General features: G+C 70.2%; 24 protein-coding genes. 10 read left to right on the top strand and 14 right to left on the bottom strand.

Annotation, left to right across the window (positions count from 1 at the left end):
- Nucleotides 1–198 precede the first annotated feature (198 nt).
- The 3 genes from vapB to BKK79_RS30745 all read left to right on the top strand — a co-directional run bounded on the left by vapB (nt 199) and on the right by BKK79_RS30745 (nt 1,313).
- Entirely contained in the window at nt 199–435 is a 237-nt protein-coding gene (gene vapB, locus BKK79_RS30755) for a type II toxin-antitoxin system VapB family antitoxin (RefSeq protein ID WP_071021111.1), read from the top strand.
- A complete protein-coding gene (locus BKK79_RS30750) occupies nt 435–836 on the top strand; it encodes a type II toxin-antitoxin system VapC family toxin (RefSeq protein ID WP_071021112.1) in 402 nt (133 codons plus the stop codon). The genes vapB and BKK79_RS30750 overlap by 1 nt, the downstream gene beginning before the upstream one ends.
- Nucleotides 837–944: 108 nt before the next feature.
- Complete coding sequence (locus BKK79_RS30745; protein WP_071021114.1) at nt 945–1,313, top strand: c-type cytochrome; 369 nt, start codon at nt 945–947, stop codon at nt 1,311–1,313.
- A gap of 51 nt (nt 1,314–1,364) precedes the next feature.
- Here BKK79_RS30745 and BKK79_RS30740 read toward each other — a convergent pair whose 3' ends face one another.
- Nucleotides 1,365–2,906, bottom strand: a complete 1,542-nt coding sequence (locus tag BKK79_RS30740) for a methyl-accepting chemotaxis protein (protein WP_071021117.1) — start codon at nt 2,904–2,906, stop codon at nt 1,365–1,367.
- Nucleotides 2,907–3,423: 517 nt separating this feature from the next.
- On the opposite strand from BKK79_RS30740, the gene BKK79_RS30735 reads away from it, so the two are divergent.
- The 3 genes from BKK79_RS30735 to BKK79_RS30725 all read left to right on the top strand — a co-directional run bounded on the left by BKK79_RS30735 (nt 3,424) and on the right by BKK79_RS30725 (nt 6,365).
- On the top strand, nt 3,424–4,698 hold the full coding sequence (locus tag BKK79_RS30735; protein WP_071039726.1) for a cytochrome P450: 1,275 nt from the start codon (nt 3,424–3,426) through the stop codon (nt 4,696–4,698).
- 139 nt (nt 4,699–4,837) lie between these two features.
- Nucleotides 4,838–5,854 carry a serine hydrolase domain-containing protein gene (locus BKK79_RS30730; RefSeq protein WP_071039725.1) on the top strand — a complete coding sequence of 339 codons (1,017 nt, stop codon included), beginning with the start codon at nt 4,838–4,840 and terminating at the stop codon, nt 5,852–5,854.
- Nucleotides 5,855–5,936: 82 nt separating this feature from the next.
- Nucleotides 5,937–6,365 (top strand): TOBE domain-containing protein, encoded by a 429-nt coding sequence (locus BKK79_RS30725; protein WP_071039724.1) that lies wholly within the window; start codon nt 5,937–5,939, stop codon nt 6,363–6,365.
- Between the two features lie 38 nt (nt 6,366–6,403).
- Here the strand turns inward: BKK79_RS30725 and pdxR are convergent, their stop codons facing one another.
- A complete protein-coding gene (gene pdxR, locus BKK79_RS30720; RefSeq protein WP_232346353.1) occupies nt 6,404–7,828 on the bottom strand; it encodes a MocR-like pyridoxine biosynthesis transcription factor PdxR in 1,425 nt (474 codons plus the stop codon).
- Nucleotides 7,829–7,948: 120 nt separating this feature from the next.
- Here pdxR and BKK79_RS30715 point away from each other — a divergent pair, with 120 nt between their 5' ends.
- Nucleotides 7,949–9,694 (top strand): NAD(P)H dependent flavin oxidoreductase family protein, encoded by a 1,746-nt coding sequence (locus BKK79_RS30715; RefSeq protein ID WP_071039722.1) that lies wholly within the window; start codon nt 7,949–7,951, stop codon nt 9,692–9,694.
- Between the two features lie 16 nt (nt 9,695–9,710).
- Here BKK79_RS30715 and BKK79_RS30710 read toward each other — a convergent pair whose 3' ends face one another.
- The 3 genes from BKK79_RS30710 to BKK79_RS30700 all read right to left on the bottom strand — a co-directional run bounded on the left by BKK79_RS30710 (nt 9,711) and on the right by BKK79_RS30700 (nt 13,303).
- Entirely contained in the window at nt 9,711–11,309 is a 1,599-nt protein-coding gene (locus BKK79_RS30710) for a gamma-glutamyltransferase family protein (protein WP_071039721.1), read from the bottom strand.
- A 2-nt stretch (nt 11,310–11,311) separates the two neighbouring features.
- A complete protein-coding gene (locus BKK79_RS30705; protein WP_071039720.1) occupies nt 11,312–12,283 on the bottom strand; it encodes a tripartite tricarboxylate transporter substrate binding protein in 972 nt (323 codons plus the stop codon).
- A gap of 102 nt (nt 12,284–12,385) precedes the next feature.
- A complete protein-coding gene (locus tag BKK79_RS30700) occupies nt 12,386–13,303 on the bottom strand; it encodes a diiron oxygenase (protein WP_071021139.1) in 918 nt (305 codons plus the stop codon).
- A 126-nt stretch (nt 13,304–13,429) separates the two neighbouring features.
- On the opposite strand from BKK79_RS30700, the gene BKK79_RS30695 reads away from it, so the two are divergent.
- Entirely contained in the window at nt 13,430–14,425 is a 996-nt protein-coding gene (locus BKK79_RS30695; RefSeq protein ID WP_232346352.1) for a LysR family transcriptional regulator, read from the top strand.
- Nucleotides 14,426–14,470: 45 nt separating this feature from the next.
- Here BKK79_RS30695 and BKK79_RS30690 read toward each other — a convergent pair whose 3' ends face one another.
- The 3 genes from BKK79_RS30690 to BKK79_RS30680 all read right to left on the bottom strand — a co-directional run bounded on the left by BKK79_RS30690 (nt 14,471) and on the right by BKK79_RS30680 (nt 16,811).
- A complete protein-coding gene (locus tag BKK79_RS30690; RefSeq protein WP_071039719.1) occupies nt 14,471–15,187 on the bottom strand; it encodes an SAM-dependent methyltransferase in 717 nt (238 codons plus the stop codon).
- 121 nt (nt 15,188–15,308) lie between these two features.
- Entirely contained in the window at nt 15,309–15,761 is a 453-nt protein-coding gene (locus BKK79_RS30685; protein ID WP_071021144.1) for a tautomerase, read from the bottom strand.
- 147 nt (nt 15,762–15,908) lie between these two features.
- Nucleotides 15,909–16,811 carry an EamA family transporter gene (locus BKK79_RS30680; RefSeq protein ID WP_071039718.1) on the bottom strand — a complete coding sequence of 301 codons (903 nt, stop codon included), beginning with the start codon at nt 16,809–16,811 and terminating at the stop codon, nt 15,909–15,911.
- Nucleotides 16,812–17,039: 228 nt separating this feature from the next.
- Between BKK79_RS30680 and pstS the strand changes: the two genes are divergently transcribed.
- Nucleotides 17,040–18,065, top strand: a complete 1,026-nt coding sequence (gene pstS, locus BKK79_RS30675) for a phosphate ABC transporter substrate-binding protein PstS (protein WP_071039717.1) — start codon at nt 17,040–17,042, stop codon at nt 18,063–18,065.
- A gap of 263 nt (nt 18,066–18,328) precedes the next feature.
- On the opposite strand, the gene BKK79_RS30670 is transcribed toward pstS, so the two are convergent.
- Entirely contained in the window at nt 18,329–18,880 is a 552-nt protein-coding gene (locus tag BKK79_RS30670) for a TetR/AcrR family transcriptional regulator (RefSeq protein ID WP_071039716.1), read from the bottom strand.
- 92 nt (nt 18,881–18,972) lie between these two features.
- On the opposite strand from BKK79_RS30670, the gene BKK79_RS30665 reads away from it, so the two are divergent.
- Nucleotides 18,973–19,575 carry a DJ-1/PfpI family protein gene (locus tag BKK79_RS30665; RefSeq protein ID WP_071021155.1) on the top strand — a complete coding sequence of 201 codons (603 nt, stop codon included), beginning with the start codon at nt 18,973–18,975 and terminating at the stop codon, nt 19,573–19,575.
- A 37-nt stretch (nt 19,576–19,612) separates the two neighbouring features.
- Here the strand turns inward: BKK79_RS30665 and BKK79_RS40710 are convergent, their stop codons facing one another.
- Genes BKK79_RS40710 through BKK79_RS30640 form a run of 5 tightly spaced genes read right to left on the bottom strand, consistent with a single transcriptional unit; the run spans nt 19,613 to nt 24,197 of the window.
- On the bottom strand, nt 19,613–20,485 hold the full coding sequence (locus BKK79_RS40710) for a transporter substrate-binding domain-containing protein (RefSeq protein WP_071039715.1): 873 nt from the start codon (nt 20,483–20,485) through the stop codon (nt 19,613–19,615).
- A gap of 34 nt (nt 20,486–20,519) precedes the next feature.
- Nucleotides 20,520–21,311, bottom strand: a complete 792-nt coding sequence (locus BKK79_RS30655; protein WP_071021161.1) for an ABC transporter ATP-binding protein — start codon at nt 21,309–21,311, stop codon at nt 20,520–20,522.
- The gene (locus tag BKK79_RS30650; protein ID WP_071039714.1) at nt 21,308–22,045 is read right to left on the bottom strand and encodes an ABC transporter permease; all 738 of its coding nucleotides are present in this window, start codon (nt 22,043–22,045) and stop codon (nt 21,308–21,310) included. Before BKK79_RS30650 ends, BKK79_RS30655 begins: the two co-directional genes overlap by 4 nt.
- Entirely contained in the window at nt 22,045–22,761 is a 717-nt protein-coding gene (locus BKK79_RS30645) for an ABC transporter permease (RefSeq protein ID WP_157128558.1), read from the bottom strand. The genes BKK79_RS30650 and BKK79_RS30645 overlap by 1 nt, the downstream gene beginning before the upstream one ends.
- Nucleotides 22,762–22,763: 2 nt before the next feature.
- On the bottom strand, nt 22,764–24,197 hold the full coding sequence (locus BKK79_RS30640) for a M20 family metallopeptidase (protein ID WP_071021167.1): 1,434 nt from the start codon (nt 24,195–24,197) through the stop codon (nt 22,764–22,766).
- Nucleotides 24,198–24,199 lie beyond the last annotated feature (2 nt).

Raw genomic sequence — 24,199 nt, 5'->3', positions numbered from 1 at the left:
CCGATACTGTATATTTATACAGTATTTCTGGATAGAGGCAAGCGGGGGCCAGGCCGGGCTCACGCGCGCATGCTCGTCGTTTGCCCGTCGTCCCTGCCGGCTCGGCCGCCTCAATGTACACACATGGATTTACATCAGGCAGGCGGCGGCCTATAGTACATCCAGTACATCCACCGCACATCCGTGAGCAGGCATCCCATGCACACCACACGCCTCTTCAAGAACGGCAACTCGCAGGCCGTGCGTATTCCGGCCGACCTGGCCTACGACCGCACCGACGTGGAACTGGAGATCGAGCGCATCGGCGACGAGATCCGCATCCGCCCGGCGCGCCGGCCGCTGGCCGGGGTTCTGGAGAAGTTCGCGAAATTCGGCCCGGACTTCATGGCCGAGGGCCGCGACGAGCACGGCCAGGACGAGCGCGAGGCCCTCTGATGCCGCGCTTCATGCTCGACACCAATATGTGCATCTACCTGATGCGGGACCAGCCCGAGCAGGTGGCGAGACGCTTTGCGCAATGCTATGTCGGTGACGTGGTGATGTCTGCCATCACCTATGCCGAACTGGAATACGGCGTCGCCGTGTCGGCCGACCCCGCCCGGGAACGCCTGCACCTCGCCTCGCTGGTCGAGGACATTCCGGTGATGCCCTTCGAGGCGGCCGCGGCGCGGGCCTACGGCCCCGTCCGGCAGGCGACGCGCGAGCGCAGGAAGGACCATCTGGACAAGCTGATCGCAGCCCATGCGCTGGCACTGGACCTGGTCCTGGTCACCAACAACGAAAGAGACTTCGCGCACTATCCGGGCCTGCGGCTGGAGAACTGGCTGCAGGGATAGCGACGGAGATAGCGACGGGGATGGCGACGGGGATGGCGACGGGAAGCCGCCCGGCCACGCCCGTCTACAATACGGCGCGTGATCCCCTGCCTTCCTCCTCTCCGTCACATGAGACACGCGCTCCTCTGCGCCCTGATCCTGGCCCTGCCGCCCGCCGCGCACGCCGCCGGCGACGCGCTGGCCGGCAAAGCCCTGTTCACCACCCGCTGCGCCTCCTGCCACAGCGTGGGCCCTTCGGCGCGCGGCGCCTTCGGCCCGCAGCTCAACGGCCTGTTCGGCCGGCATGCGGGCTCGACCACCGACTACCAGTACTCGGCGGCCATGAAGGCCTCGGGCATCGTGTGGACGGATGCCACGCTGAGCGCGTTCATCCAGTCGCCGGACAAGGTGGTGCCGGGCACGCGCATGCGTTTCTGGGGCATCGGCAACGCGCAGCAGATCGAGAACCTGCTGGCCTACCTGCGGACCTTCCGCTAGCCCTGGCGGGCGGGCACGCGCTGCGGGCGGCCCGCCCTGCCTGCCCCGGCCTCAGGCGGCCAGGCGGAACGACGATACGGCCTGGGTCAGCCGGCTGGCCTGCTCTTCGAGCGAGCCCGCGGCCGCGGCGGCCTGCTCCACCAGCGCGGCGTTCTGCTGGGTGACGGTGTCCATCTGCGTGACGGCCTGGTTGACCTGCTCGATGCCGGCGCTCTGCTCATGCGAGGCGGCGCTGATCTCGCCCATGATGTCGGTCACGCGCTTGACCGCGTCGACGATACCGGCCATGGTCTGGCCGGCCTGCGCCACCAGCTGCGAACCCTTTTCCACGCGCTCGGCCGAATCGCCGATCAGGGCCTTGATCTCCTTGGCCGCGGTGGCGCTGCGCTGGGCCAGGCTGCGCACCTCGCCCGCCACCACGGCGAAGCCGCGGCCCTGCTCGCCCGCGCGCGCCGCTTCCACCGCCGCGTTCAGCGCCAGGATATTGGTCTGGAAGGCAATGCCCTCGATCACGGCGATGATGTCCACCACCTTCTTCGAGGCGCCGTTGATCTGGTCCATGGTGTCGACCACCTCGCCCACCACCTCGCCGCCGCGCACGGCGATCTGCGAGGCATTGACGGCGAGGCCGCTGGCCTGGCGCGCGTTGTCGGCGTTCTGGCGCACGATGCCGGTCAGCTCTTCCATGCTGGCGGCGGTCTGCTGCAGCGACGAGGCCTGCTCCTCGGTGCGCTGCGACAGGTCGGTATTGCCGGCGGCGATCTGGCCGGTGCCGGTGGCGATCGAGTCCGTGCAGCTGCGCACCTGATGCACGATGCGCAGCAGGTTCTCGTTCATGTCGCCGAGCGCGTGCAGCAGCTGGGCGGTCTCGTCCTTGCCTTCGGCTTCGATGCGGCTGGTCAGGTCGCCCGCGGCCACGGTGCGCGCCACGCCGACCGCGCGATGCAGCGGCCGCACGATGCCGCGCGTCAGCCAGGCCGAGAGCGCGGCGCCGATGGCCAGCACGAAGACGCCCAGCACGATCAGGCCGTTGCGCGCCGACTCGTAGATACCGTTGATGTCGCGCGCGGTCGCGTCGATGCTGCGGCGCTGGATGTCCAGCAGCTTTTCCAGCGCGCCCAGGTAGGCCTCGCCGGCCGGCACGAATTCCTTGGCGAGCACTTCGTTGGCGGCGTCGGCCTGGCCCGCTTCCTTCAGCTTGGTGATCTTGTCGCGCGAAGCGTTGTAGGGATTGCGCACTTCGACGATCCTGGCCAGTGCGGCCTTCTCATCGTCCGTCGACAGCATCGGCCCCAGCTGGTCGCGCAGCTTGGCCATGGAGTCGGCGGAGAACTTCGTCTCGTCGGCGAAGAACGCGCCCAGCGCCGGGTCGGAACTGCGCGCCACCGCGGTGGTGCGGCGCACGCTGGCGTACATCAGCCGGTACCAGTCGCTGACGATGCGCTCCTTGGCGAGCGGCACCTGCATCATCTCTTCCGTGTGCCGTGCCACCTGGTGCAGTCGGAAGATGCCCAGGCCGGTCATCAGCATCGACAACAGCAGGACGACACCGAAGCCGATACCGAGACGCACGCCTATTCCAAGATTCTTCATTTTCTTCTTACCTTCTTACCCGAACATTGACAGCGACGGGCTGCGAAGATCGGCGAGGCCGCCTTCCGCCCGTTCCCCCGGCCGCGGCAGGCAGTGTCATGGGCGTGCCTACGGCGCATCAGGGTTAACGACGAATCCGGGGAATACCTTAGGGGTTAGCCCCGATATATTGCTGAAAATGTATGCACAAAGTGCGGGAAGCCTAACGAAATCAGCCGCCTGGACGCAGCGCGACGCGCCGCCTGCCGATGCCGGCAGGCGGCCCCCGTCCGCACTTGCCCGCCTTGACAAGAGATGCGGGCCGGAAGATTCTGGCTGGCGGTCCGGCCCCCGCGCATCCCTGCCATCGACCAGAACGGACAACAACGGCGGACAGGAACGGCGGACAGGAACGGCGCGCGTCGCCTCCGGCCATCGCAATTGCAGGCGCAGCACAAGGCGGCTCCCGGCCAGGCTTCGGCTCGACCATCCTGCAGCGGGGGAGCCATCGATCCAGGTTGACACGAGGAACCAGCCCATGACGGGAAACCTGCTGTCCGACCCCGCCGCGCAGGATGCACGCGCGCACATCGCAACCATGCCGCTCGACGGCATCGATCCGGCCGATCCGCAATGGTTCGTGGACGACACCATCGGCGACATCTTCGCGCGCCTGCGCCGCGAGGATCCGGTCCACCGCTCCTGCAGCCCGATCGAGGGCATCGGCCACTACTGGTCGGTGACGCGCTACCGCGACATCATGCACGTGGAAACCCACCACGAGCTGTTCTCGTCCGACTGGACACGCGGCGGCATCACGCTGATGGATTTCCCGCCGGGCGAGGAGCGCCTGCAGATGTTCATCGCCATGGACCCGCCCAAGCACGACGAAGAACGCAAGGTGGTCAGCCCGATCGCCTCGCCGGGCAACCTGGGCGCCTGGGAAAGCCTGATCCGCGAGCGCACCTGCCGCGTGCTGGACAGCCTGCCGCGCAATGAAACCTTCAACTGGGTGGAGCGGGTCTCGGTCGAGCTGACCACGCTGATGCTGGCCACCCTGTTCGACTTCCCGCTGGAGGACCGCCGCCTGCTGACGCACTGGTCGGACATGATCACTTCCAACAAGCGCACCAACCCCGATGCGCCCGATCCCGAGGTGCGCATGGCCGAGCTGCACAAGATGCTGGCCTATTTCACGCGCCTGTGGAACGAGCGCGTCAACGCGCCGCCCAGCATGAACCTGGTATCGATGCTGGCCCACAGCCCGGCCACGCGCGCGATGGGCCCGATGGAATTCATGGGCAACCTGGCGCTGCTGATCGTCGGCGGCAACGACACCACGCGCAACTCCATGACCGGCGGCCTGCTGGCCCTGCACCAGAACCCGCAGGAAATGGCCAAGCTGCGCGCCGATCCCAACCTGGTGGACAGCCTGGTGCCCGAGATCATCCGCTGGCAGACGCCGCTGGCCTATATGCGCCGCACCGCCACCGAGGACACCGAGCTGGGCGGCAAGACCATCCGCAAGGGCGACAAGCTGGCCATGTGGTACCTGTCGGCCAACCGCGACGACAGCATGATCGCCGAGCCCGACCGCTTCCTGGTCGACCGCGAGCGGGCCCGCCAGCACCTGTCCTTCGGCTTCGGCATCCACCGCTGCGTGGGCAGCCGCATCGCCGAGCTGCAGCTCAAGGTCCTGTGGGAAGAACTGCTGCCGCGCTTCCCGGTGATCGAGGTGATGGGCCCGCCGACGCGGGTGCGCTCGTCCTTCGTGCACGGCTTCTCGCACCTGCCGGTGCGGATCCCGGGCTGAGCCGGCACGGGGCGCGCCAGCGCCCTGCCGCCGCGTCCCATGCCAGCCTTCGGCGGCGGCCGCCCCGGCCCGCCGCAGGCTTCCGTCCCGCTATCCGCCACGCCCTGGCCGCCCCGCACCACGTTCCCGTCCCCTCCCGATGACCCTCACCGCCACCGTCCTGCAGGACCGCCTGCACCACCGTCTGCACGAGACCGGCGTGGCCGGCGCCGCGCTGTCCTGCATCCGCGACGACGACATCCTGCTGGCCTGCGGCGGCGTGCGCGACCGCAACGACGGCACGCCGGTCGATGCCGGCACCGTGTTCGACGTGGCCTCGCTGACCAAGCCCCTGGTGTCCTACGCGGTGCTGCAGCTGGCCGACGCCGGGGTGCTGGACCTCGATGCGCCGCTGGCGGCCTTCACGCCCCCGCTGGTCGCCGGCGATGCGCGCGCCGCGGCCATCACCGCCCGCCACGTGCTGAGCCACACCGGCGGCCTGCCCAACCTGCGCGGCAGCGAGCCGCTGCGCACCTATTTCGCCCCGGGCGAGCGCTTCAGCTATTCCAGCGTCGGCTTCGGCTACCTGCAGTCCGCGCTCGAAGCCGTCACCGGCGAACCGCTCGAAGCCCTGGCGCGGCGCCTGGTATTCGGCCCGCTCGGCATGGCTTCGTCCAGCCTGGAATGGCAGCCGCGCTTCGCCGGCAACTTCGTCCATCCGCACGAGCACGACGAGCGCACCGCCAAGCACTACCCGCCGGGCGCGCATGCCTCGTACTCGCTGCACACCACGGCGCACGACTATGCGCGCTTCGCGCAGGCGGTGCTGCGTGGCGAGCGCCTGCGCCCGGCCACGCACCGGCAATGGCTGGAGCCGGTCCTGCCGGCGCCGCGCGACAGCGTGCTGTCGCTCGAGACGGAAGCGGCGCCCACTGCCGGCTCCGGCATCGGCTGGGGGCTGGGCTGGGGCATCGAGACGGCGCGCGGCGCCTTCTTCCAGTGGGGCAAGATGCCGGGCGTGCGCGCCTTCGTCATGGGCAGCCCGGCCGAGCGGCGTGCCGTGGTGCTGCTGAGCAACAGTAACCGCGGACTGCGCCTGATGCACGATGCAGCGCAATGGATACTGCCCGGCGAGCATGCGGCGGTGCGCTGGCTGCAGGCCTGCGTCAGCGAATGAACGTGGCGGTGCCACCCCCCTCCTCTGCTATCGTTGACCGTGCCGCGCCATGCGGCGCCCCTACCCTGCGGAGACAAGCCAGATGAAAACCAGCGCAAGAAACCAGTGGGACGGCAAGGTCGCCGCCTTGCACCAGGGCACGGTCCACGACGAGATCGAGGTCGAGATCCCCGGCGGCGCACGCATCGTCGCCACCATCACCCGCAGCAGCACCGAGCGCCTCGGGCTGGCCACGGGCAAGGACGTGGTGGCCCTGGTCAAAGCATCGTCGGTGATCGTCGGCGTGCCCGATCCGGGCATGCTGCTGTCGGCCCGCAACCAGCTCGCCGGCACCGTCAGCCATGTCGCCACCGGAGCGGTCAACAGCGAGGTGCGCATCGCCCTGCCCCAGGGCGGCGAGGTCGTCGCCATCATCACCAACGACAGCGTAGCCAGCCTGGGCCTGGCCGCCGGCAGCGCCGCCGTGGCCATCTTCAAGGCCTCCAGCGTCCTGCTGGCGGTGCGGACCTGATCCGCGCCCGGGAAATTCCCGCCCGGCCGGTCGGGACCTCAGCGCCGGCGCAGCAAGCCGCGCAGCATCTCGCCCAGGCGGACCACCTCCTCGTCCTGCCATGCGCTGAAGCCGACCAGCACGCCGGGCGGCAGGGACACGCGGTGGCACAAGGCGGACAGGGACTCGAGACGCAGGCCGTGCGCCCGCGCGGCGGCCAGCACGGCCGCCTCGTCGAGGCCCGGCGGCAGCCACCAGACGAAATGGAAGCCCGCCTGCTCGCCGCTGACACGCAAGGCCGCCTCGCCCACCGCCTCGCGCAGGCACTGCAGCACGCGGTCGCGCCGCTGCTGGTAGGCCGCGCGGGCGCGGCGCAGGTGGCGCGCGAAGGCCCCGCTGCGCAGGAACTCGGCCAGGGCCAGCTGCTCGATCACGCTGTTCGAGCGCCCGGTGATGCGGCGCAGCTCCGAGAAGGCCGGCACCAGCCGGCGCGGCAGCACCGCATAGCCGATGCGCAGCGCGGCGAACAGCGTCTTGTTGAAGCTGCCGCAGTGGATCACGCGATCGCCCTCGTCCAGTGACTTCAGCGCCGGCAGCGGCAGGCGTTCGTAGTTGAACTCGCTGTCGTAGTCGTCCTCCAGGATCCAGCAGTCGTTCTGCCCGGCCCAGTCGAGCAGCGCCATGCGGCGCGCCGCGGGCATGGCCATGCCCAGCGGCGACTGGTGGGCCGGCGTCACGTAGGCCAGGCGCGCGCGCCGGTAGCGCCGCGCCGCGGCGGGCGCGAAGCCGTCCTGGTCGACCGGCAGCGGCACCACGCGCGCGGCGTACTGGCGGAAGATCGGCTCGGCGTTCATGTAGGCGGGATCCTCGATCAGCACCTGGTCGCCCGCCGACAGCAGCAGGCGCGCGCTCAGGTCCAGCGCATGGCGGATGCCGCTGAGCACGATCACCTGCCCGGCGTCGCAGGCGATGCCGCGCGCCGTACCCAGGTAGTGCGCGATCTGCTCGCGCAGCGGCCAGGCACCGAGCGGCTCGTCGGCCGACAGCTGCGCTGGCGTGATGCGGCGCGCGCAGCCGGCCAGCAGGCGGCGCCATTCGTCCAGCGGGAACAGGGCGGCATCCGCCAGCCGCGCGCCGAACGGCGCCGCGCGCGGCGCCTCTGCGGCGGAAGCGGGAGCGGGAGCGGCCGTGCCGCCGCGCGCCGGCGGGCACGCGGCGGCGGCTGTGACGAAGCGGTCCGGCAGCGTCGCGCTCACATAGGTGCCCGAACCGACCGCGCTGACCAGGTAGCCCTCGCCGCGCAACTGGTCGTAGGCCGCCTCGACCGTCATGCGCGCCAGCTGCCAGCGCTCGGCGAGGCTGCGCGTGGACGGCAGGCGCGCGCCCGCCGGCAGCGCGCCGCCGAGGATGCCGTCACGGATCTGCCGGTAGACCCAGGCTTGCTTCACCTCGCCCGGATGCGGCCCGTCAGTGGCGAGGTCCACGCTGGAGACACCGCGCGTCCGCCGGGAAAGTGGACTGGTCAATTTCTGCAATATGGATCTTCTGACAAGTCCACATTATCCCTACATTGAGCGCCATCGCGAACCCCACCGGAGTCAAGCATGGCCAACTCGCCAACCCGTCCTGCCTTCCTCTGCACCCTGGCGCCCGACGCGCGCCGCTTCCCGGCCGACAGCCAGTCCAGCCTGCTGGATGCCGCGCTGGCCGCCGGCCTCGCCGTGCCCTTCTCCTGCCGCCGCGGCGAATGCGGCTCGTGCCGCGCGCAGGTCATGGCCGGACAGCACGAACGGATCGCCCCGCCCTCGGAGTACGCGTATCCGGTGCAGGAGCAGGAACTGCTGCTGTGCCAGTGCCGCGCGCTCAGCGACCTGACGCTGCGCTTCCCGCACTGGCAGGCGCCGGCCGCAGCGGCTGCGCCGCGCACGGCCCGCGTCGTCTCGCTGGAGTACGTGGCGCGCACCATCGCGCGGCTGGTGGTCGAGGTGCAGGGCGGGACGCCGTTCGACTGGCAGGCCGGCCAGCATGTGCGGCTCGGCCTGGAACCCGGCAGCCTGCGCTGCTTTTCCATCGCCAACGTGCCGGGCGAACCGGCGAGTGAGTCGGCGAGTGAGTCGGCTGGCGAACCGGCAGGCAAGCGCCGACTGGAATTCCACATCCGCCGCCTTCCCGGCGGGGCCTTCACCGACCGCGCGCTCGGCACGCTGGCGCCCGGCGACACGCTGCACCTCGAAGGCCCCGAGGGCGACTGCGTCTGGCCTGCCCCGCAGGCGGCGGACAGGGAAGCCAGGAATGGCGCCGACGCCGGGCAAGACCTCGTCCTGCTCGCCACCGGCACCGGCTTCGCGGGCGTGCGCCCCATCCTGCTGACCGCCCTGGCCAGCGGCGCCTGCCGCTCGGTCACGCTCTACTGGGGCAACCGCGAGGCGGAGGACTGCTACGCCGCCGACTGGCTCGACCGGCTGCAGGCACAACACCCCGCCTTGCGCTGGCAGCCGGTGCTGTCCGCCGGCGCCGCCACGCCGGGACGGGTCCAGGATGCCGCCCTGGCCGGGCGCCACGACTGGGCGCGCGCACGGGTCTACGCCTGCGGCCATCCCGGCATGGTGCGCGACGCGCGTGCCGCCCTGCACGCCGCCGGGCTGCCGCCGGCACGCTTCCACGCCGAGGCCTTCGTGCCGGCGGCGCCGCCGCGCCATCCCTGGGAACGGGTCGGGCCGCGCTTCAGCATGACGGCCCTGCTGGAGGCGCGGCGCCGTTCGATCGAGGCGGTCAATGCCGCCGCCGCCATGCTGCGCCCCGGCATCACCACCGGCGAAGCGATCGCCATGATCGACCGGCAACTGCAGGCCATGGGCTCCGCCTACAACTGGCATCCCACCTATGTGCGCTTCGGCGCCGACTCGGTCAACACCTGGCACCAACCCTCGCAGCGCGAGCGGCGCCTGCGCGCGGACGACATCGTGGTCATCGACGTGGGCCCGGTCTGGGATGGCTACGAAGGCGACTATGGCGACACCTTCGTGCTCGGCGACGATGCCGACCACCGGCGCTGCGCGCAGGCCGCGCGCGCGGTGTTCGACGCGGCGCGCCAGGCCTGGCTCGGCGGCATGAGCGGCAAGGCGCTGTATGCCTACGCCGAGACGCTCGCGCACACGCACGGCTGCGAACTGGTGGCGGACGTGCCCGGCCACCGCGTCTCGGAATTCCCGCACGCGCTGTACGGCAAGCACCGCCTGGCCGACGTCGAGTTCGTGCCGGACGACGGCATCTGGGTGCTGGAGATCCAGGTGCGCGACCGCGCCCGGCCGATCGGCGCCTTCTTCGAGGATGTGCTGGTGCGCGCCTGAGGGATGCTCCCTGCGCTCAGCGCACCGCCGCGTGGCTGTCGCGGCGGGCGTCGCAGGCGCCGGCGTAGGCATTGCCGGCGCGGCGCAGCATCTGCATGCCGCCGAAGTCCCAGGTGCTGCGGTCCATCTCCACCACGTCGTGGCCGAGCGCGGCCAGCCCTTGCGCCACACCGGGCGGAAAGCCGGGCTCGAGGTGCACCGCGCGCCCGGCGCCGACCTTGAAGCGCGGCGCGTCGACGATGGCCTGCAGGTCCTGGCCATGGTCCTGCAGCCGCACCATCATCTGGACATGCCCCTGGGGCTGGAAGGTGCCGCCGGTGGCGCCGAAGGCCATGGGCTGGCCGTCCGCGTCGAAAGCGAAGCCCGGCAGGATGGTGTGGAAGGGCCGCGCGCCGGCGCGGATGAAGGCCGGCGAGGCGGGATCGGTGCTGAAGCAGGCGCCACGGTTCTGCAGCGACACGCCGGCCGCCGGCACCGCCACGCCCGAGCCGAAGCCCATGTAGTTGGACTGGATCAGCGACACCATCATGCCGTCGCGGTCGCCGGCCGCCAGGTACACCGTGCCCGCCAGCGGGCCGAAACGGTGGCCGGTATCGGCGGCGGCGTCGCTGCGGAGGCGCGCGGCCGCCGCCGCCAGGCGCGCCGGCGCGAGACCGGCCTGCACGGCCGCCAGCGCCGCCGGGCCGTCGCCGATCAGCGGGCCGATTTCCGCGAAGGCCAGCTTGATGGCCTCGATCTGCAGGTGCAGGGAGGCGACCGAGTCCGGCCCATGCCGCGCGAGATCGTGATGCGCCAGCACGCCCAGCGCGAACAAGGCCACCGCGCCCTGTCCGTTGGGCGGCAGCTCGGCCAGCGACAGCGCCCGGTAACGTGCCTGCAATGGCTCGACCCACTCGGCCTGGTGCGCGTGCAGGTCGGCCAGGCGCAGACTGCCGCCGGTCGCGCGCGCATGCGCGTCGAGCAGGGATGCGGTCTCGCCGCGGTAGAAGTCCTCGCCGCCGCTGCGGCCGATGCGCTCGAGCGTGGCGGCCAGCGCCGGCAAGGCGAAACGCTCGCCCGCGACGGGCGCGCGCCCGCCGGGCAGGTAGCAGGCGGCGAAGCCCGGCTGGTCCTGCAGCTTGGCCACCTGCTCGCGCCATTTCTGCGCCACCCCCGGCGACACCGGGAAGCCGTCGCGCGCATAGCGGATGGCCGGCAGCAGCACCGTCGACAGCGGCAGCCGGCCGAAGCGGCGCGCCAGCGCGCTCCAGGCCGACACGGCGCCGGGCACGGTCACGCTGTCCCAGCCGCGCTGCGGCATCGCCGCCAGGCCGGCCAGCCGCGCGGTGTCGAGCGCGAGCGGGGCGCGGCCGCTGGCGTTCAGGCCATGCAGGCGGCCGCCGTGGCAGACCTGCGCGAAGGCATCCCCGCCCAGCGAGTTATTGGTCGGCTCGACCACGGCGATGGCGGCCGCCGCAGCGATCGCGGCGTCGGCGGCATTGCCGCCCAGCACCAGCATCTCCAGGCCGGCCTGGGCCGCCAGCGGTTGCGAGGCGACCACCATCTCGTCGCCGTGGACGGTGGCCCGGGCCGCCGGGCAGCGTGCCGGGGCGATTGCTTGGAATGACGTCGCCATGGCTACTGCGCGGCCAGCTTCTGGCCTTGGATCAGGCCGGCCCACTTGGCGTGCTCGGCCTGCACGAAGGTGCGGAAGGCCTCGGGGCTGCTCCACTCCACCTCGGCACCCTGCGCACTGAAACGCTGCTGGATCTCCGGCGACTTCAGGATCGCCACCAGGTTGCGGTTCAGTGTCTCCACCACCGCGGGCGGCAGCCGGGCCGGGCCGAAGATGCCGAACCAGGCGCTGACCTCGAAGCCCGGCAGGCCGGACTCGGCCACGGTGGGCAGCCTGGGCAGCAGGCTGCTGCGGTGCGCCCCGGTGACGGCCAGCGCGCGCACGGTGCCGGCCTCGATCTGCGCCTTGGCCGTGACCTGCAGGTCGAACATCAGGCTGACCTGGCCGCCCAGCAGGTCGGCCAGCGCCGGCGCGCTGCCCTTGTAGGGCACGTGCAGCAGCTGGATGCCGGCCGATTTCGCCAGCAGCTCGCCCGCCAGGTGGTTGGAGGTGCCGGTGCCGGCCGAGGCATAGGTGATCTGCCCCGGGCGCGCCTTGGCCAGCGCGACCAGCTCGCCCATGGTCTTCACCGGCAGGGCCGGATTGACCAGCACCACGAAGGGCACCGAGGCCACGCGCGTGATCGGCGTGAAATCCTGCACGGGGTCGTACCCCACCGGCGTCAGCGCCGGATTCATCGCGTGCGAGCTGACCGTGCCGAGCAGCAGCGTGTAGCCGTCCGGCGCGGCCTGGGCCACGTACTTGCTGCCGATGGCGGTGCCCGCCCCGGCGCGGTTGTCGACCACCACCGGGGTGCCCAGGCGCTCCGACAAACGCTGGCCGAGCAGGCGCGCCAGCACGTCGGCGGTGCCGCCCGGCGGATAGGGCACCACCAGGTGCAGCGGCCGGTTAGGAAAGACCTGTGCGGCCACGGGTACTGACAGCAGCAGCGCGGCGGCCAGGCCGGCGCACAGGCGGGAGAAAAGGGAAGGCATGCTGGGCGGGTGCGGAGTCAGGTGCGAAGTCGGGTGCGAAGTCGGGTGCGGAAGCGCCGCCGCGGCGGCGGCGCACAGCGTGGAGGCAGGCGACGGCCCCGCTCAGGACAGCAGCGGAGCCCGCTCCTCGTCCACCTCGGCGATCGGCGGGATCTCCACGCCGTGGGCGCCGACATCCTCGCGGATCTCGTTCAAGGCGCGGCGGATGATCGCCATCTCCTCCTCCGGATGCGTGGCGCCGAGGCCGTGCTCGGCGGCGAGGGCGCGCGCGCGCGCCGCGCGCCGCTGCTCGTCGGGCGGCAGGTTGACCACCGCATAGACACCGTTGAGCAGGCTGCCGCGCAGCTTCTTGGCGAACTTCTGGCCCAGCATGGCCTTGTCGTCCGCCGAGATCTCGGCAAAGAAACGCCGCATGATGATGCGGCCGAACTGGATGTGGCGCGCTTCGTCGCGCAGGATCAGCCGGCAGGCGGTGCGGATCGACTCGAAGCGCGCATTCTCGTAGCGGGCCTGCAGCAGTTCGCCCGACAACTGTTCGAACAGGGTGTTGACCGCGAGCCCGGCGAAGAAGCTCATCTGCTTCTCCTCGCGCTCGTCGTGGAAGCGCGGGATCACCGAACGGAAGTAGTCCGAGCGCGGCGACGGCTGGTAGCCGCCGATGGCGCCCGCCACGCGGAAGGAGGCCTCGTGGTGGCGCAGTTCCTCGGCGATGAAGTTGACCACGTGCTGCTTCACCTCGAAGGGCTGGTGGGAAAAGATGGCATCGAGCAGGCGCTCCGCGCCGTAGGGGATCGCCCCATGCTCCATCCAGGCGCGCAGGCTCCACCACTCGGCGCCGGCCTCGCGCACCTCGGCCGGGAGGTCGGCGCGCTCCAGGTCGGAATAGTCGATCCGGGCCGGATCCCAGGCCAGCGCGCGCGCCTGTTCGCACAGGCCCCAGATGTCCTGGTAGGCCAGGGTCGAGACGATGGGATAGGGATTGGGGACCGGGGTCAGTTCTTCCAGCAGCGAGGGGCGCATCGGGTTCTCCGTGGGGGCAGGCGGCAGGCCTCGGCGCAAGGACCGGGCCGGCTGGCGTTTTGCTTACTCTAGATTGCCGGGCCGTGATATTCCAAATACTATTCGTGTGCATTCATAATACATGTAATGAATCACGGCGCGCGGACCCCGGCGCGCGCCACCGCCCTGCCCCGCACCATGACCGACCTGCGCCAGTTCCAGCAATTCATCGCCGTGGCCGAGCTGCTGAGCTTCCGCCGCGCGGCCGAGGTCCTGCACATGTCCCAGCCGCCGCTGACGGTGGCCATCCAGAAACTGGAAGAGACCATCGGCACGCGCCTGCTGGACCGCAACCGCCACACGGTGCGCCTGACACCGGCCGGCGAGGTCTTCCTGGTGGAGGCCCGGCGCGCCATCGCGCAGGCCGAGATCGCCATCGAATCCGCGCGCCGGGCCGCCAGCGGCATGTTCGGCACGCTGCGCCTGTCCTTCGTGCCGAGCGCGGCGCTGGACCTGCTGCCCGAGGTGCTGCGCACCTTCCAGCGCGAGTACCCGGCGGTCAAGCTGATCCTCAGCGGCGAGACCAGCGGCCGCCAGCTCGAACTGCTGCGCCGCGGCGACACCGACCTGGCGCTGGTGGTGCCGCCGGTCTACGAGGCCCGCGACCTCAGCCTGGACATCCTGTGCGAGGAGGAACTGGTGCTGGCGGTGCCGGCCGAGCACCCGCTCGCGCGCCGCAAGCGGGTGCGGATGGAGGAACTGCGCGCGGAAGCCTTCGTCGCCTTCCCGTTCGCCGAAGGGCCCGGCTACTCGGGCGTGATCCTGGCCGCCTGCCAGCGCGCCGGCTTCTTCCCGCGCGTGGTGCAGGAAGCCGCGCAGATGCAGTCCATCGTCACGCTCGTGGCCGGCCATCTCGGCGTGGCCATCGTGCCGCGCGCGATGACGCGCGTGCAGGCCCGCGGCGTGGTCTACGTGGAGGTGGCGCAAGCGCGCACCACGCTGCGCTATCCGCTGGTGCTGGCCTCGCTGGCCGCCACCGACAACGCCCTGGTCGGTGCCTTCGTGGCGGTGGCGCGCCGCACCCTGGCGGGGCTGCGCGGCAAGGACGGCAGGAGCGGCGGCGCGCCCGGCGCGGCGGCCTGACGCCAGCCGCGCGCGGCCTCACGCGCGCCGGCGGCGGCGTGCGCCTCAGTCCGGCGCCCGCCGGCAGGCGATCCAGGCGCCCCAGAACAAACTGGAAAAGAAGCGCAGCGGCGCCTCGAAGCCGGCCGCCCCGAGCAGATCGGCCACCACCTGCTCCGATGCCGGCGGCTCGGCGCCCTGCTGGATGCGCCCCAGCTTGGCCGCCACCGTGGCCGCGCCCTGCATCCGCCAGCGCTCGCCCCATGCCTTCAGCAACAGCGGCTGCGAGGCGTAGGGCCGGTAGTTGCAGGCCAGGATCAGCGGCGCGCCGGCGGGCAGGCGTGCCGCGATGCCGGCCAGCAGCGCGGCCTTGTCCGCCTCGCCCGGGAGGTGGTGCAGCACCCCGATCAAGGTCGCCGCGTCGAAGCGTTCAAGGGGGTCGAGGTCCGCCACATAGCCAGGCACGCTGCGCACGCGCCCGGACAGCCCGGCCTGCGCCACCTGCGCCGAGGTCAGCGCCAGCATCTCGGGCGACGGATCGACAGCGGTGAAGGTCCAGCCGGGTTCGAGCCGGGCCGCCGTCAGCACCTCCTGGCCGGTGCCGCCGGCTCCGGCCACCAGGATGCTGGCCGCGCCGCCACTGCCGAGCCGTGCGGCCAGCATGCACGCCGCCAGTTCATGGCAGGCATCGTAGCCAGCCAGCGCGATGCGGCTCTGCTCGCCGTACTCGGCGGCACGGGAGGAATCGAATTTCTGCACGGCGTCGGTCGCGCGGGATGGCATCGGTGAGGTCTCCTTGTCTGCGGGCGGTGCGGCAGGCTTGCCGCCTGCGGCCATTCTAGGGACGCCGGCGGGGAGATCCAGTTGGCAAACCATCCTGGTATCCGGACTGCCATGCTGAGTGCTAGCTCGACGCTTGCTGCAGGTGCGCGTAGCCGGCCGCCGCGGCGAAGTCCGCCAGGCGCCAGATGCGCCCGTTCACCCCCCAGGTGCCGTCGGGCACTTCCTGCAGCAGCACCGAGGTGACCAGGGGCCGCGTGTCACCGGCCGGCCGCGCCGCCTGGACCGCTTCGTGCACCAGGCGCACGAACTCCGCGCGTGCCGCATCGTCGAGCACGCCCGCCGGGACGCAGGCCTGCACCACGCAGGGCAGCAGGCCGGCCCCGGGATCGGCGCCGCCGCAGGTCCAGCCGCCCGCCGCCACCTCCTCGACCTGCACCCAGCACAGGGCGCGCCGGCGCGGGTCATCGGGAATCCGTTCGGCGGTGGCCGCGGCGTCGCTCAGCAAGCGGCCCAGGTCGGCGCGATGGGTGCCGGGAAAGGTGCCTTGGGGAATGCGGATCAGGAGATTGGGCATGGACCGGCCTCGCGCGCTGCGCTGTGGATCAGGTGGACATTACAGCGCAGCGCGGTGCCGCCTGGCAGCGCCCGAGCCGACAGATTTCCAGCCGATCCGGCCAAGCCGGGCAGCCGCTGGCCTCCCGGCCCTGCCGCCCTGACTCGCTCAGGCCCGCTTCGCGGCGCGCAGCCCCAGCCGCGCGCCGGACACATTGACCAGCAGCCCCGCCATCACCACCGCCGCGCCCGCCCATTGCGCCGGTGCCAGGTCCTCGCCCAGCAGCCAATGGGCCGAGACCAGGCCCACCACCGGCACCAGCAGCGTCAGCGGCGCCACCTTGCTGGCCGCGTAGCGCGTCAGCAGCCGGCCCCACATCGAATAGCCGAACAGCGTCGCCACGAAGGCCAGGTAGCACACCGCGAACACGGCCGCGCCGGACACCTGCGACAGGCTCGCGGCGATGCGTGCCGGCCCTTCGAAGGCCAGCGACAACAGTGCGAACGGCACGATCGGCACCAGCGCGCCCCACACCACCAGCCCGACCAGGTCGACCGGACCGATGCGCTTGCTGACGATATTGCCGGTGGCCCAGCACGCCGCAGCGCACAGGGTCAGCACGAAGCCGGCCACGCTCATGGCGGCATGCGCTCCGCCGGACGCCGTCGCCGCGCCCGTGCCGATCAGCGCCAGTCCCGCGGCGGCAATGGCCATGCCGGCGAGGTTGAACCAGCGCAGCGGCTCGCCCAGCCAGGCGGCGGCGATGGCCAGCGTGAAGAAGGCCTGGGCCTGCAGCACCAGCGACGCCAGCCCGGCCGGCATGCCCACCGCCATGGCGTAGAAGAGGAAGGCGAACTGCCCCAGGCTGATGGTGGCCCCGTAGGCCAGCAGCAGGCGCAGCGGGAGGCGCGGCCTGGGCACGAACAGTACCGCCGGGAAGGCCACCAGCAGGAAGCGCAGCGTGCCCAGCAGCATCGGCGGCATGCCGGCCAGCCCCACCTTGATGACGACGAAATTGATTCCCCAGACGAGGACGATGGCGAGGGCGAGCAGACGATCCTTGGCTTGCATGACGGGTAACGAGGCGGGCCGAGGGGCCGGGGGGGCCGGGCAAAAGCGCAAGCCTATCACCAGCCGGCCCGGCCGGCCGGATGCGCTGCGACAGAATGCCGCAGCGCGGACGCGGATATTCCCGGTGCGCATGTGATGCCGGCGCCGTGTCCGTCATGTTTCCGTCATCGTGCGCCTCTATCGTGCCGTCACCCGTCCCAACGGGTCTCATTCCGGAGAAAACAAGACATGAAGTTCACGACCATCGCCGCCCTCGCCGTCGCGCTGCTGAGCAGTGCCGCCCAAGCCGCCGACATCACCGGCGCCGGCAGCACGTTGGCCGCCCCCATCTACAACAAGTGGGCCACTTCGTTCCAGAAGGCCAACGGCGCCCAGGTGAACTACCAGGGCATCGGCTCCTCGGGCGGCATCAAGCAGATCATCGCGAAGACGGTCGACTTCGCCGGCTCGGACGCCCCGCTGAAGGACGAGGAACTGGCCAAGGAAGGCCTGTTCCAGTTCCCCACGGTGGTCGGCGGCGTGGTGGCGGCGATCAATGTGCCGGGCGTGAAGTCGGGCGAGCTGACGCTGTCGGGCCCGGTGCTGGCCGACATCTACCTCGGCAAGATCAAGAAGTGGAATGATGCCGAGATCGCCGCGCTGAACCCGAAGGCCAAGCTGCCGGACCTCGACATCGCCGTGGTGCGCCGCGCCGACGGCTCGGGCACCAGCTTCATCTGGACCAACTACCTGTCCAAGGTCAGCCCGGAGTGGAAGTCGAAGATCGGTGAAGGCACCACCGTCAACTGGCCGACCGGCACCGGCGGCAAGGGCAACGACGGCGTGGCCGCCTTCGTGCAGCGCCTGCCGGGCGCCATCGGCTACGTCGAGTGGGCCTACGCCAAGCAGAACAACATGGTCTATACGGCCATGAAGAACGCCACCGGCACCGTGGTCGAGCCCAGGACGGAGACCTTCAAGGCCGCCGCCGCCGGCGCCAACTGGTCGAAGACCTTCTACCAGATCCTGACCAACGAACCCGGCAAGGACGCCTGGCCGGTGGTCGGCGCGACCTTCGTGCTGCTGCACACCAAGCAGGACAAGGCCGAACAAGGCGCGGAAACGCTCAAGTTCTTCGACTGGGCCTTCAAGAACGGCGAACAGGCCGCGCAGGAGCTCGACTACATCTCGCTGCCGAAGTCGGTGGTCGCGGAGATCCGCGCGCAATGGGCCGCGAAGATCAAGGACGAAGCCGGCAAGCCGGTGATGCGCTGAGCCGGCACCGCGCTGAGGCAAGCCTGACGCGCGCCGTGCACGCCTGACGCCCGGCCGCCCGGCCGGTGCGTGAGGCCGGCGGCGGCCATGCAACGGGGCAACCGGATGGTTGCCCCGTTTTCTTTGTTGCCAGGCCGCCGCTCAAGCCAGCAGCGGCGCCGCCTGCTCCAGCAGGAATTCGACGAAGGTGCAGAGCGGGCGCGTGTACCGGGTGTGGTGAGGTGTGGTGAGGGCCCTGCCCTGTGGTGAGCGCTGCGGGAAAGCTAGTCCCGGGGATCCAGGCCGGCGCCGACCAGCGCCGCCACGCCTTGCAGCAGCGCGCCGAAGGCGGCGGGATCGCGGCGGTCGCCCGCCTGCTGGCCGCCGATCAGGCAGAGATGCACGGCCCGGGCGATCCGCTCGGCTTCGACTTCGCTGCGCGCCAGCGGGCGGCACACCGACAGCGCGAAGGACAGCCGCGTGCGGTCGACGCGGTCCTGGAATTCGGCCACCAGCGGGTCCTGCAGCGCCCAGGCGCGGATCGCGACCTCGCGCCCCGGCCGTTTCTGCGCCGCGATCTCCAGGTAGCGCGCGAGGATATCCTGCGCGCCGCGCCCCTGCGCGGCGTGGGCGAGCATGCGCCCGGTGTAGTCGGCCTCCCACTCGGCCAGCAGCGCGCGCACGAAGGCCTCCCGGCTGTCGAAATGATGGTAGAAGGACCCGCGCGTGACGTTCAGCCGGCGCGCCAGGCGCTCGGCGGACACGGCCTGGAATCCCTCCTGGTCCAGTGCCTCGAGCCCCGCCCGGATCCACCGGTCCCGTGTCAATGCCGCCATGCGTCTGCCGCCATGCTTGCCGCCATACAGGCTGTGTATGGCCTCCCTTGCGTCGCTAGAGTGCGATTCTCGCATAGCCACCCGACGACGCCATGAAGACCATCGCACTCATCGCCTTCGAGCAGTTCACCGACATCGATCTCTTCCTGATGTGGGACATCCTCGGCCGCCAGCGCCAGCACTGGCAGGTCCGCATCCTCGGCAGCCAGCCGGAACTGCGCTCCGCCAACGGCCTGGCGCTGCGGCCCCACGGTCGGCTGGACGAAGCCAATCATGCCGATGCCGTACTGTTCGCCAGCGGCAAGCAAGGCGTGCCGGCGGCGCTGGCCGATGCCGCCTTCCTCGGCAGCTTCCGCCTGGACCCGCGACGCCAGCTGATCGGCTCCATCTGCGCCGGCTCCTTCTTCCTCGCCAGGCTCGGCCTGCTCCCGCACAACCGGGCCACCACCCATCCCGACGCCCGCGCCGCCTTGAGCGCCATGGGCGTGACAAGCGACGAACGTCCCTTCGTCTGCGACGGCAACGTCGCCACCGCGGGCGGCTGCCTGTCGGCCCTGTACCTGGTCGCATGGATCGCCGAGCGGCTGCTGGGCAGCGGCCGGCATCGCGAGGTCCTGCGGGAATTGCTGCCGGCGGGGCAGGAAGCCCTGTTCGGGCGGCTGGTCGAGGCGAGCCTGGTGGAGGGCGGAGCGTAAGGCAGGGCATGCCGGGTGCCTTCACCCTGCCATCGCTTCACGGTGCCGGAGTCGTATCGAATCCTATCCATTGCAGGGACAGCTGCCGGGTCACGCCTTCGGCAATGGTCGCCTTGATCGCCTGGTCGAAGCGCTGCAGCAGGGCCGTATCGCCTTTGCGCAATCCGAGGGAGGCACCCGCTCCGAATACCCCTCCGGACAACTGCGGCCCGGCCATCGCCAGGCGGGCGTTCGCGGGCTTCCGGCTCGCGCCCTGCATATAGCTCATCGACACCAGCGTGATGTCGATGCGCCCGGACAGCAGATCCAGGTCGGCTTCCTCCGGGGTCTTGTACTCGCGAACGGTGGCGACACCCTTCAGGTACTTGTCGATGAAGGCGCTCGCCACCGAGGCCGTCTGCACGCCGATGACCTTGCCAGCGAGCTGCGGCTTGATTGCCGCGATGAATCGCTGCAGGCCCGCCGCGTCCTTGTCCAGCCAGAGGACGCTTCCTTCTCCCGGCAGTTTCGCCAGCGGACTGGACTTCAAGGTGACGAACCGGCTTCCGACCGCGCTGTAGGGCGCCGAGAAGGCGATGGTCTCGCGTCGCTTCGGCGTCGCTGACAAGCCGGACATCAGCACGTCCACCTTCCCGGAGAGTAGCGAAGGAATCAGGCTGTTGAACGGGATGACGACCAGCTTGCACTCGACCTTCATCCTCGCGCACAGGATCTTGTAGTAATCGATCTCGTACCCGGCCAGCGAGCCGTCCGGGTTGGTGAAGTTGTATGGCCTGAATGCCCCTTCCGTGGCGATCGTGATGGTCTTCCCGCCATGGCCGTCGGCCGATGCGAAGGCAGCAGTGGAAGGGTTGAACAGCGCGGCGGCCAGCAAGGATGCCGCGGCGGCAAATGTCGCTTTCGCTTTCATGTAACGTCCTCTCTGCGGGCGGATGGACCACCGGCTATCGATGGCTGGAGATGAACTGCCGGAAGCGCGCGGATTGGCTGTGACGGAACAACTGCTCGGGCGCGCCTTCGTCGTCGATGCCACCCTGATGCAGGAAGATCACGCGATCGGAGACCTCGCGCGCGAATCCCATCTCGTGCGTGACGACGAGCATCGTGCGCCCCTCCGCGGCCAGCTCGCGCATGACCTTCAGGACCTCGCCCACCAGCTCCGGATCGAGCGCCGACGTCGGCTCGTCGAACAGCATGACCTTCGGCCGCATCGCCAGGGCGCGCGCGATGGCCGCCCGCTGCTGCTGCCCCCCCGACAGCTGCGAGGGATAGCAGTCGCGCTTTTCCACGATCCCGACCTTCCTGAGCAGCGCCAGGGCTTCGTCCTCGCACTCGGCACGCGGTCGCTTCAGCACATGGATCGGCGCTTCCATGACGTTCTGCAGAATCGTCTTGTGCGACCACAGATGGAAGCCCTGGAACACCATGCCGAGGGACGCCCGGATACGGTCGACCTGGCGCTGGTCCAGGGGCCGAAGCGGCTTGCCGGGAACCTGGCGCATGCGGATCAACTCGCCGCCGACGGTGATCCGTCCCTGATCCGGCATCTCGAGCAGATTGATACACCGCAGCAAGGTGGACTTGCCGGATCCGGAGGAACCCAGGATCGAGATGACTTCGCCTTCGCGGGCATCCATCGAGACGCCTTTCAGGACCTCGTGTCCGCCAAAGCTCTTCTTCAGTTGATCGACACGCAGCGCCACCTGCGCCGCCTCCCTGGTCGATGTCCCGTTCATGCTCGCTTCTCCGGTTTCGCGACCGCGGCCGCCTGGTTGGGGGAATGGCGCGCCGGCCGAGAATCCGGGCGCAGTGCCATCTCGAGACGCGCGATCAGCGCGGTCAGCAGCAGATTCAATGTGAGGTAGATCGCACCGGCAATGACGAACACGTCCAGCGTCCGGTAGGTCTCGCCGATCAGGCGCGCGGCGATGCCGGTGACCTCCATCAACGTGATGACGGAGGCGAGCGAGGTCGACTTGACCATCGCCACGACCTCGTTTCCGTATGCCGGCAAGGCCTGGCGCAAGGCCAGCGGCAGCACGATGCGGCGCCATCGGAGCAGGAACGGCATGCCGCACGCCTGAGCCGCCTCGACCTGTCCATGCGGTACCGACAGCAGTCCGCCGCGAAGGATCTCGCCGGAATAGGCAGCGGTGCACAGGCTGAGCGAGAGCAGCGCGCAGTAGTACGGTTCGCGCAGAAAGGGCCAGAGAATGCTCTCCTGTATCCATGGAAACTGCCCCGGTCCGTAGTAGATCAGGAAGATCTGCACCAGCAGGGGCGTACCGCGGAAGACGAAGATATAGGCGCTGGCCAGTGCGTTCAGCGCAACGTTCCCCGAGACGCGCATGGCCGCGAGCACCACGGCAAGCACCAGCCCGGCGGCCAGGCTGAGCGAGGCGAGCTGCAAGGTCAGCGGCACGCCCTCGAGCAGCGCGGCCAGGCTGTCATGGATGAATGGAACGTCCATTATCTCTGCCTCACTCCGCGCGCATAGAAACGTTCCGTGGCGCGGAGCGCGCGTCCCGTACATGCCGAGATCAGGAGGAACAGCAGCGCCGCCGCGAAGAAGAAATCGAAGGGCATGCCGGTGGCGTTGGCGCCTACCTGCGCCCGGCCCAGCAGATCGGCCACGCCGGTGACCGAAATCAGCGCCGAGGCCTTCAGCACCATCTGCCAGACATTACCGATGCCCGGCATGGCGTGGCGCAAGGTCAGCGGGACCAGGATCCGGCGCAGACGCAGCAGGCGCGGCATGCCGCATGCCACCGCCGCTTCGAGCTCGCCCCGGCTCACGGCGTTGCAGGCGCCGCGGAAGACTTCCGTCAGCTGGGCGCCCGACGTGATCCCGATCGCCAGCACGCCTGCGACGGCTCCCGGGATGCCGACGAAACCGCCGGCGCCCATCCACGTTCCGATCCGGGTCAAGGCCGCGCTGCCGCCGAAATAGAACAGGTAGATGACCAGCAGTTCGGGAATCCCCCTCAGCACTGTGGTGTACGCCGTCGCCAGCGCCGGTAGCGGTTGGCGCCCGCCGACCTTGGCCCAGCAGCCAAGCGCACCGAACACGCCACCGGCCAGCAGGCCGCAGACGGCGACGGCGAACGTCGTTGCGGCACTGGCCATGAGCAGCGGCCCCCAACCTTGGCTCGAAAAGCCGAAAACGTCGAAGATGGACGGTTCCATGATCAATGCGAGGCAGGGAGCGGAACCCGCACGTCGTCGGGGATCGGGTTCTGGAAGGGCCCGTCCCCCACGCGTGCGCGATGCTCGGCCTTTGCCATTTCCAGGATGTCCGGGCGCAGGTAGAGGTGGACGGCCGTGCTGGCCATGATCTTGGCCGTGTGCACCATGCCCTTGTGGGCGATGCTCGACTTCCCCTGGGCCACCAGCTGCCAGGAATGGCCCGGCGTACCGATCGCGTACGTGGCCCCGCGCGCCTGCACCGTGGGCGTCACCCAGCTGACGCTTCCCACGTCGGTGGACGCAAGCTGCGATTCATCCCCGGCGTACCGGGGCGCAATGGCATTGCACAGGACGAGGCCCTCTGCCCTCTTGAGGCCGGCACGGCGGAATGCGGACAGAACGGCTTCCTCGCCGACCGTAGCCTGGAAGCGGGCGGCCAGCGCGCGATCGGCGTCGTCGAAGTCCGGCGGCCCGAGTTCGGCGAACTGTGCTTGCATCAGGTCCTCGAGCGGCGTATTGCCGACCACGTTCGCATCGCCGCTGACGATCTGCGAACGCACGGTCGTCTGGGTCATCAGCGCGGCGCCCCGGGCGATGTCGTCCACCCAGGCGCGCAGGGTACGGAGACCGTCCAGGTCCGCGGCCCTGACCAGATATCTCACGGTGGCGCGCGCCTGCACCACGTTCGGCGCAATACCGCCGCTATCGGTCACCGCATAGTGGATGCGTGCACTCGCAGGCATGTGCTCCCGCATGTAGTTGACGCCAACGTTCATCAGTTCCACCGCATCGAGCGCACTGCGGCCGAGATGCGGCGCCGAGGAAGCATGCGACGCGACACCGGAGAAGTGATAGTTGATCTCGTTGCAGGCGAGCGAGACGGGATTGGCGACGCCGGAGAATGCCGCGGGATGCCAGCAGATCGCCGCGTCGACATCGTCGAACACGCCGGCCCGGACCATGAAGCCCTTGCCGGCACCGCCCTCCTCGGCCGGGCAGCCGTAGTAGCGGATCCGGCCCGGCAGGCCGTGTGCTTCCAGGTAGCTCTTGACTGCCGCGGCGGCGTGCATCGACCCGGCGCCGAGAAGGTTGTGCCCGCAGCCATGTCCGCTGCCGCCTTCGTGTACCGGGTCCCGTTCATCCACGCCGGCCTTCTGCGAAAGGCCGGGCAGCGCGTCGTACTCGCCGAGAATGGCGATGACCGGCCCGCCTTCGCCGGCCTCCCCCACCATCGCAGTAGGAATGCCGGCGATGCCCGTCTCGACGCGGAACCCCAGCTTGCGCAGCAGTTGCTCATGCGCCGCGGCGGACTGGTATTCCTCGTAGTTGAGTTCGGGTGTCTCCCAGACCGCGTTGCTCAATGCGGTGAACTGATCCCGCATCGCATCGATGCGTGCCCACACGTCCCGCATCGTCTCCACCTCGTTCACTTGCATGA

This window comes from Cupriavidus sp. USMAA2-4, assembly GCF_001854305.1.
Lineage (GTDB): Bacteria > Pseudomonadota > Gammaproteobacteria > Burkholderiales > Burkholderiaceae > Cupriavidus > Cupriavidus malaysiensis.
Note: the sequence above shows the minus strand (reverse complement) of the source record. Positions and strands in the feature narration are given on the sequence as shown.

Excerpts from the sequence above, each read along its gene's own strand:
- BKK79_RS30695 (WP_232346352.1), top strand. The coding sequence starts at position 13,430 with ATGAATCACGGCGCGCGGACCCCGGCGCGCGCCACCGCCCTGCCCCGC.
- pstS (WP_071039717.1), top strand. The coding sequence starts at position 17,040 with ATGAAGTTCACGACCATCGCCGCCCTCGCCGTCGCGCTGCTGAGCAGT.
- BKK79_RS30750 (WP_071021112.1), top strand. The coding sequence starts at position 435 with ATGCCGCGCTTCATGCTCGACACCAATATGTGCATCTACCTGATGCGG.
- BKK79_RS30645 (WP_157128558.1), bottom strand. The coding sequence starts at position 22,761 with ATGGAACCGTCCATCTTCGACGTTTTCGGCTTTTCGAGCCAAGGTTGG.
- BKK79_RS30710 (WP_071039721.1), bottom strand. The coding sequence starts at position 11,309 with ATGGCGACGTCATTCCAAGCAATCGCCCCGGCACGCTGCCCGGCGGCC.
- BKK79_RS30685 (WP_071021144.1), bottom strand. The coding sequence starts at position 15,761 with ATGCCCAATCTCCTGATCCGCATTCCCCAAGGCACCTTTCCCGGCACC.
- BKK79_RS30725 (WP_071039724.1), top strand. The coding sequence starts at position 5,937 with ATGAAAACCAGCGCAAGAAACCAGTGGGACGGCAAGGTCGCCGCCTTG.
- BKK79_RS40710 (WP_071039715.1), bottom strand. The coding sequence starts at position 20,485 with ATGAAAGCGAAAGCGACATTTGCCGCCGCGGCATCCTTGCTGGCCGCC.
- vapB (WP_071021111.1), top strand. The coding sequence starts at position 199 with ATGCACACCACACGCCTCTTCAAGAACGGCAACTCGCAGGCCGTGCGT.
- BKK79_RS30705 (WP_071039720.1), bottom strand. The coding sequence starts at position 12,283 with ATGCCTTCCCTTTTCTCCCGCCTGTGCGCCGGCCTGGCCGCCGCGCTG.
- BKK79_RS30715 (WP_071039722.1), top strand. The coding sequence starts at position 7,949 with ATGGCCAACTCGCCAACCCGTCCTGCCTTCCTCTGCACCCTGGCGCCC.
- BKK79_RS30640 (WP_071021167.1), bottom strand. The coding sequence starts at position 24,197 with ATGCAAGTGAACGAGGTGGAGACGATGCGGGACGTGTGGGCACGCATC.
- BKK79_RS30670 (WP_071039716.1), bottom strand. The coding sequence starts at position 18,880 with ATGGCGGCATTGACACGGGACCGGTGGATCCGGGCGGGGCTCGAGGCA.
- BKK79_RS30700 (WP_071021139.1), bottom strand. The coding sequence starts at position 13,303 with ATGCGCCCCTCGCTGCTGGAAGAACTGACCCCGGTCCCCAATCCCTAT.
- BKK79_RS30690 (WP_071039719.1), bottom strand. The coding sequence starts at position 15,187 with ATGCCATCCCGCGCGACCGACGCCGTGCAGAAATTCGATTCCTCCCGT.
- BKK79_RS30655 (WP_071021161.1), bottom strand. The coding sequence starts at position 21,311 with ATGAACGGGACATCGACCAGGGAGGCGGCGCAGGTGGCGCTGCGTGTC.
- BKK79_RS30740 (WP_071021117.1), bottom strand. The coding sequence starts at position 2,906 with ATGAAGAATCTTGGAATAGGCGTGCGTCTCGGTATCGGCTTCGGTGTC.
- BKK79_RS30730 (WP_071039725.1), top strand. The coding sequence starts at position 4,838 with ATGACCCTCACCGCCACCGTCCTGCAGGACCGCCTGCACCACCGTCTG.
- BKK79_RS30665 (WP_071021155.1), top strand. The coding sequence starts at position 18,973 with ATGAAGACCATCGCACTCATCGCCTTCGAGCAGTTCACCGACATCGAT.
- BKK79_RS30745 (WP_071021114.1), top strand. The coding sequence starts at position 945 with ATGAGACACGCGCTCCTCTGCGCCCTGATCCTGGCCCTGCCGCCCGCC.
- BKK79_RS30680 (WP_071039718.1), bottom strand. The coding sequence starts at position 16,811 with ATGCAAGCCAAGGATCGTCTGCTCGCCCTCGCCATCGTCCTCGTCTGG.
- BKK79_RS30735 (WP_071039726.1), top strand. The coding sequence starts at position 3,424 with ATGACGGGAAACCTGCTGTCCGACCCCGCCGCGCAGGATGCACGCGCG.
- BKK79_RS30650 (WP_071039714.1), bottom strand. The coding sequence starts at position 22,045 with ATGGACGTTCCATTCATCCATGACAGCCTGGCCGCGCTGCTCGAGGGC.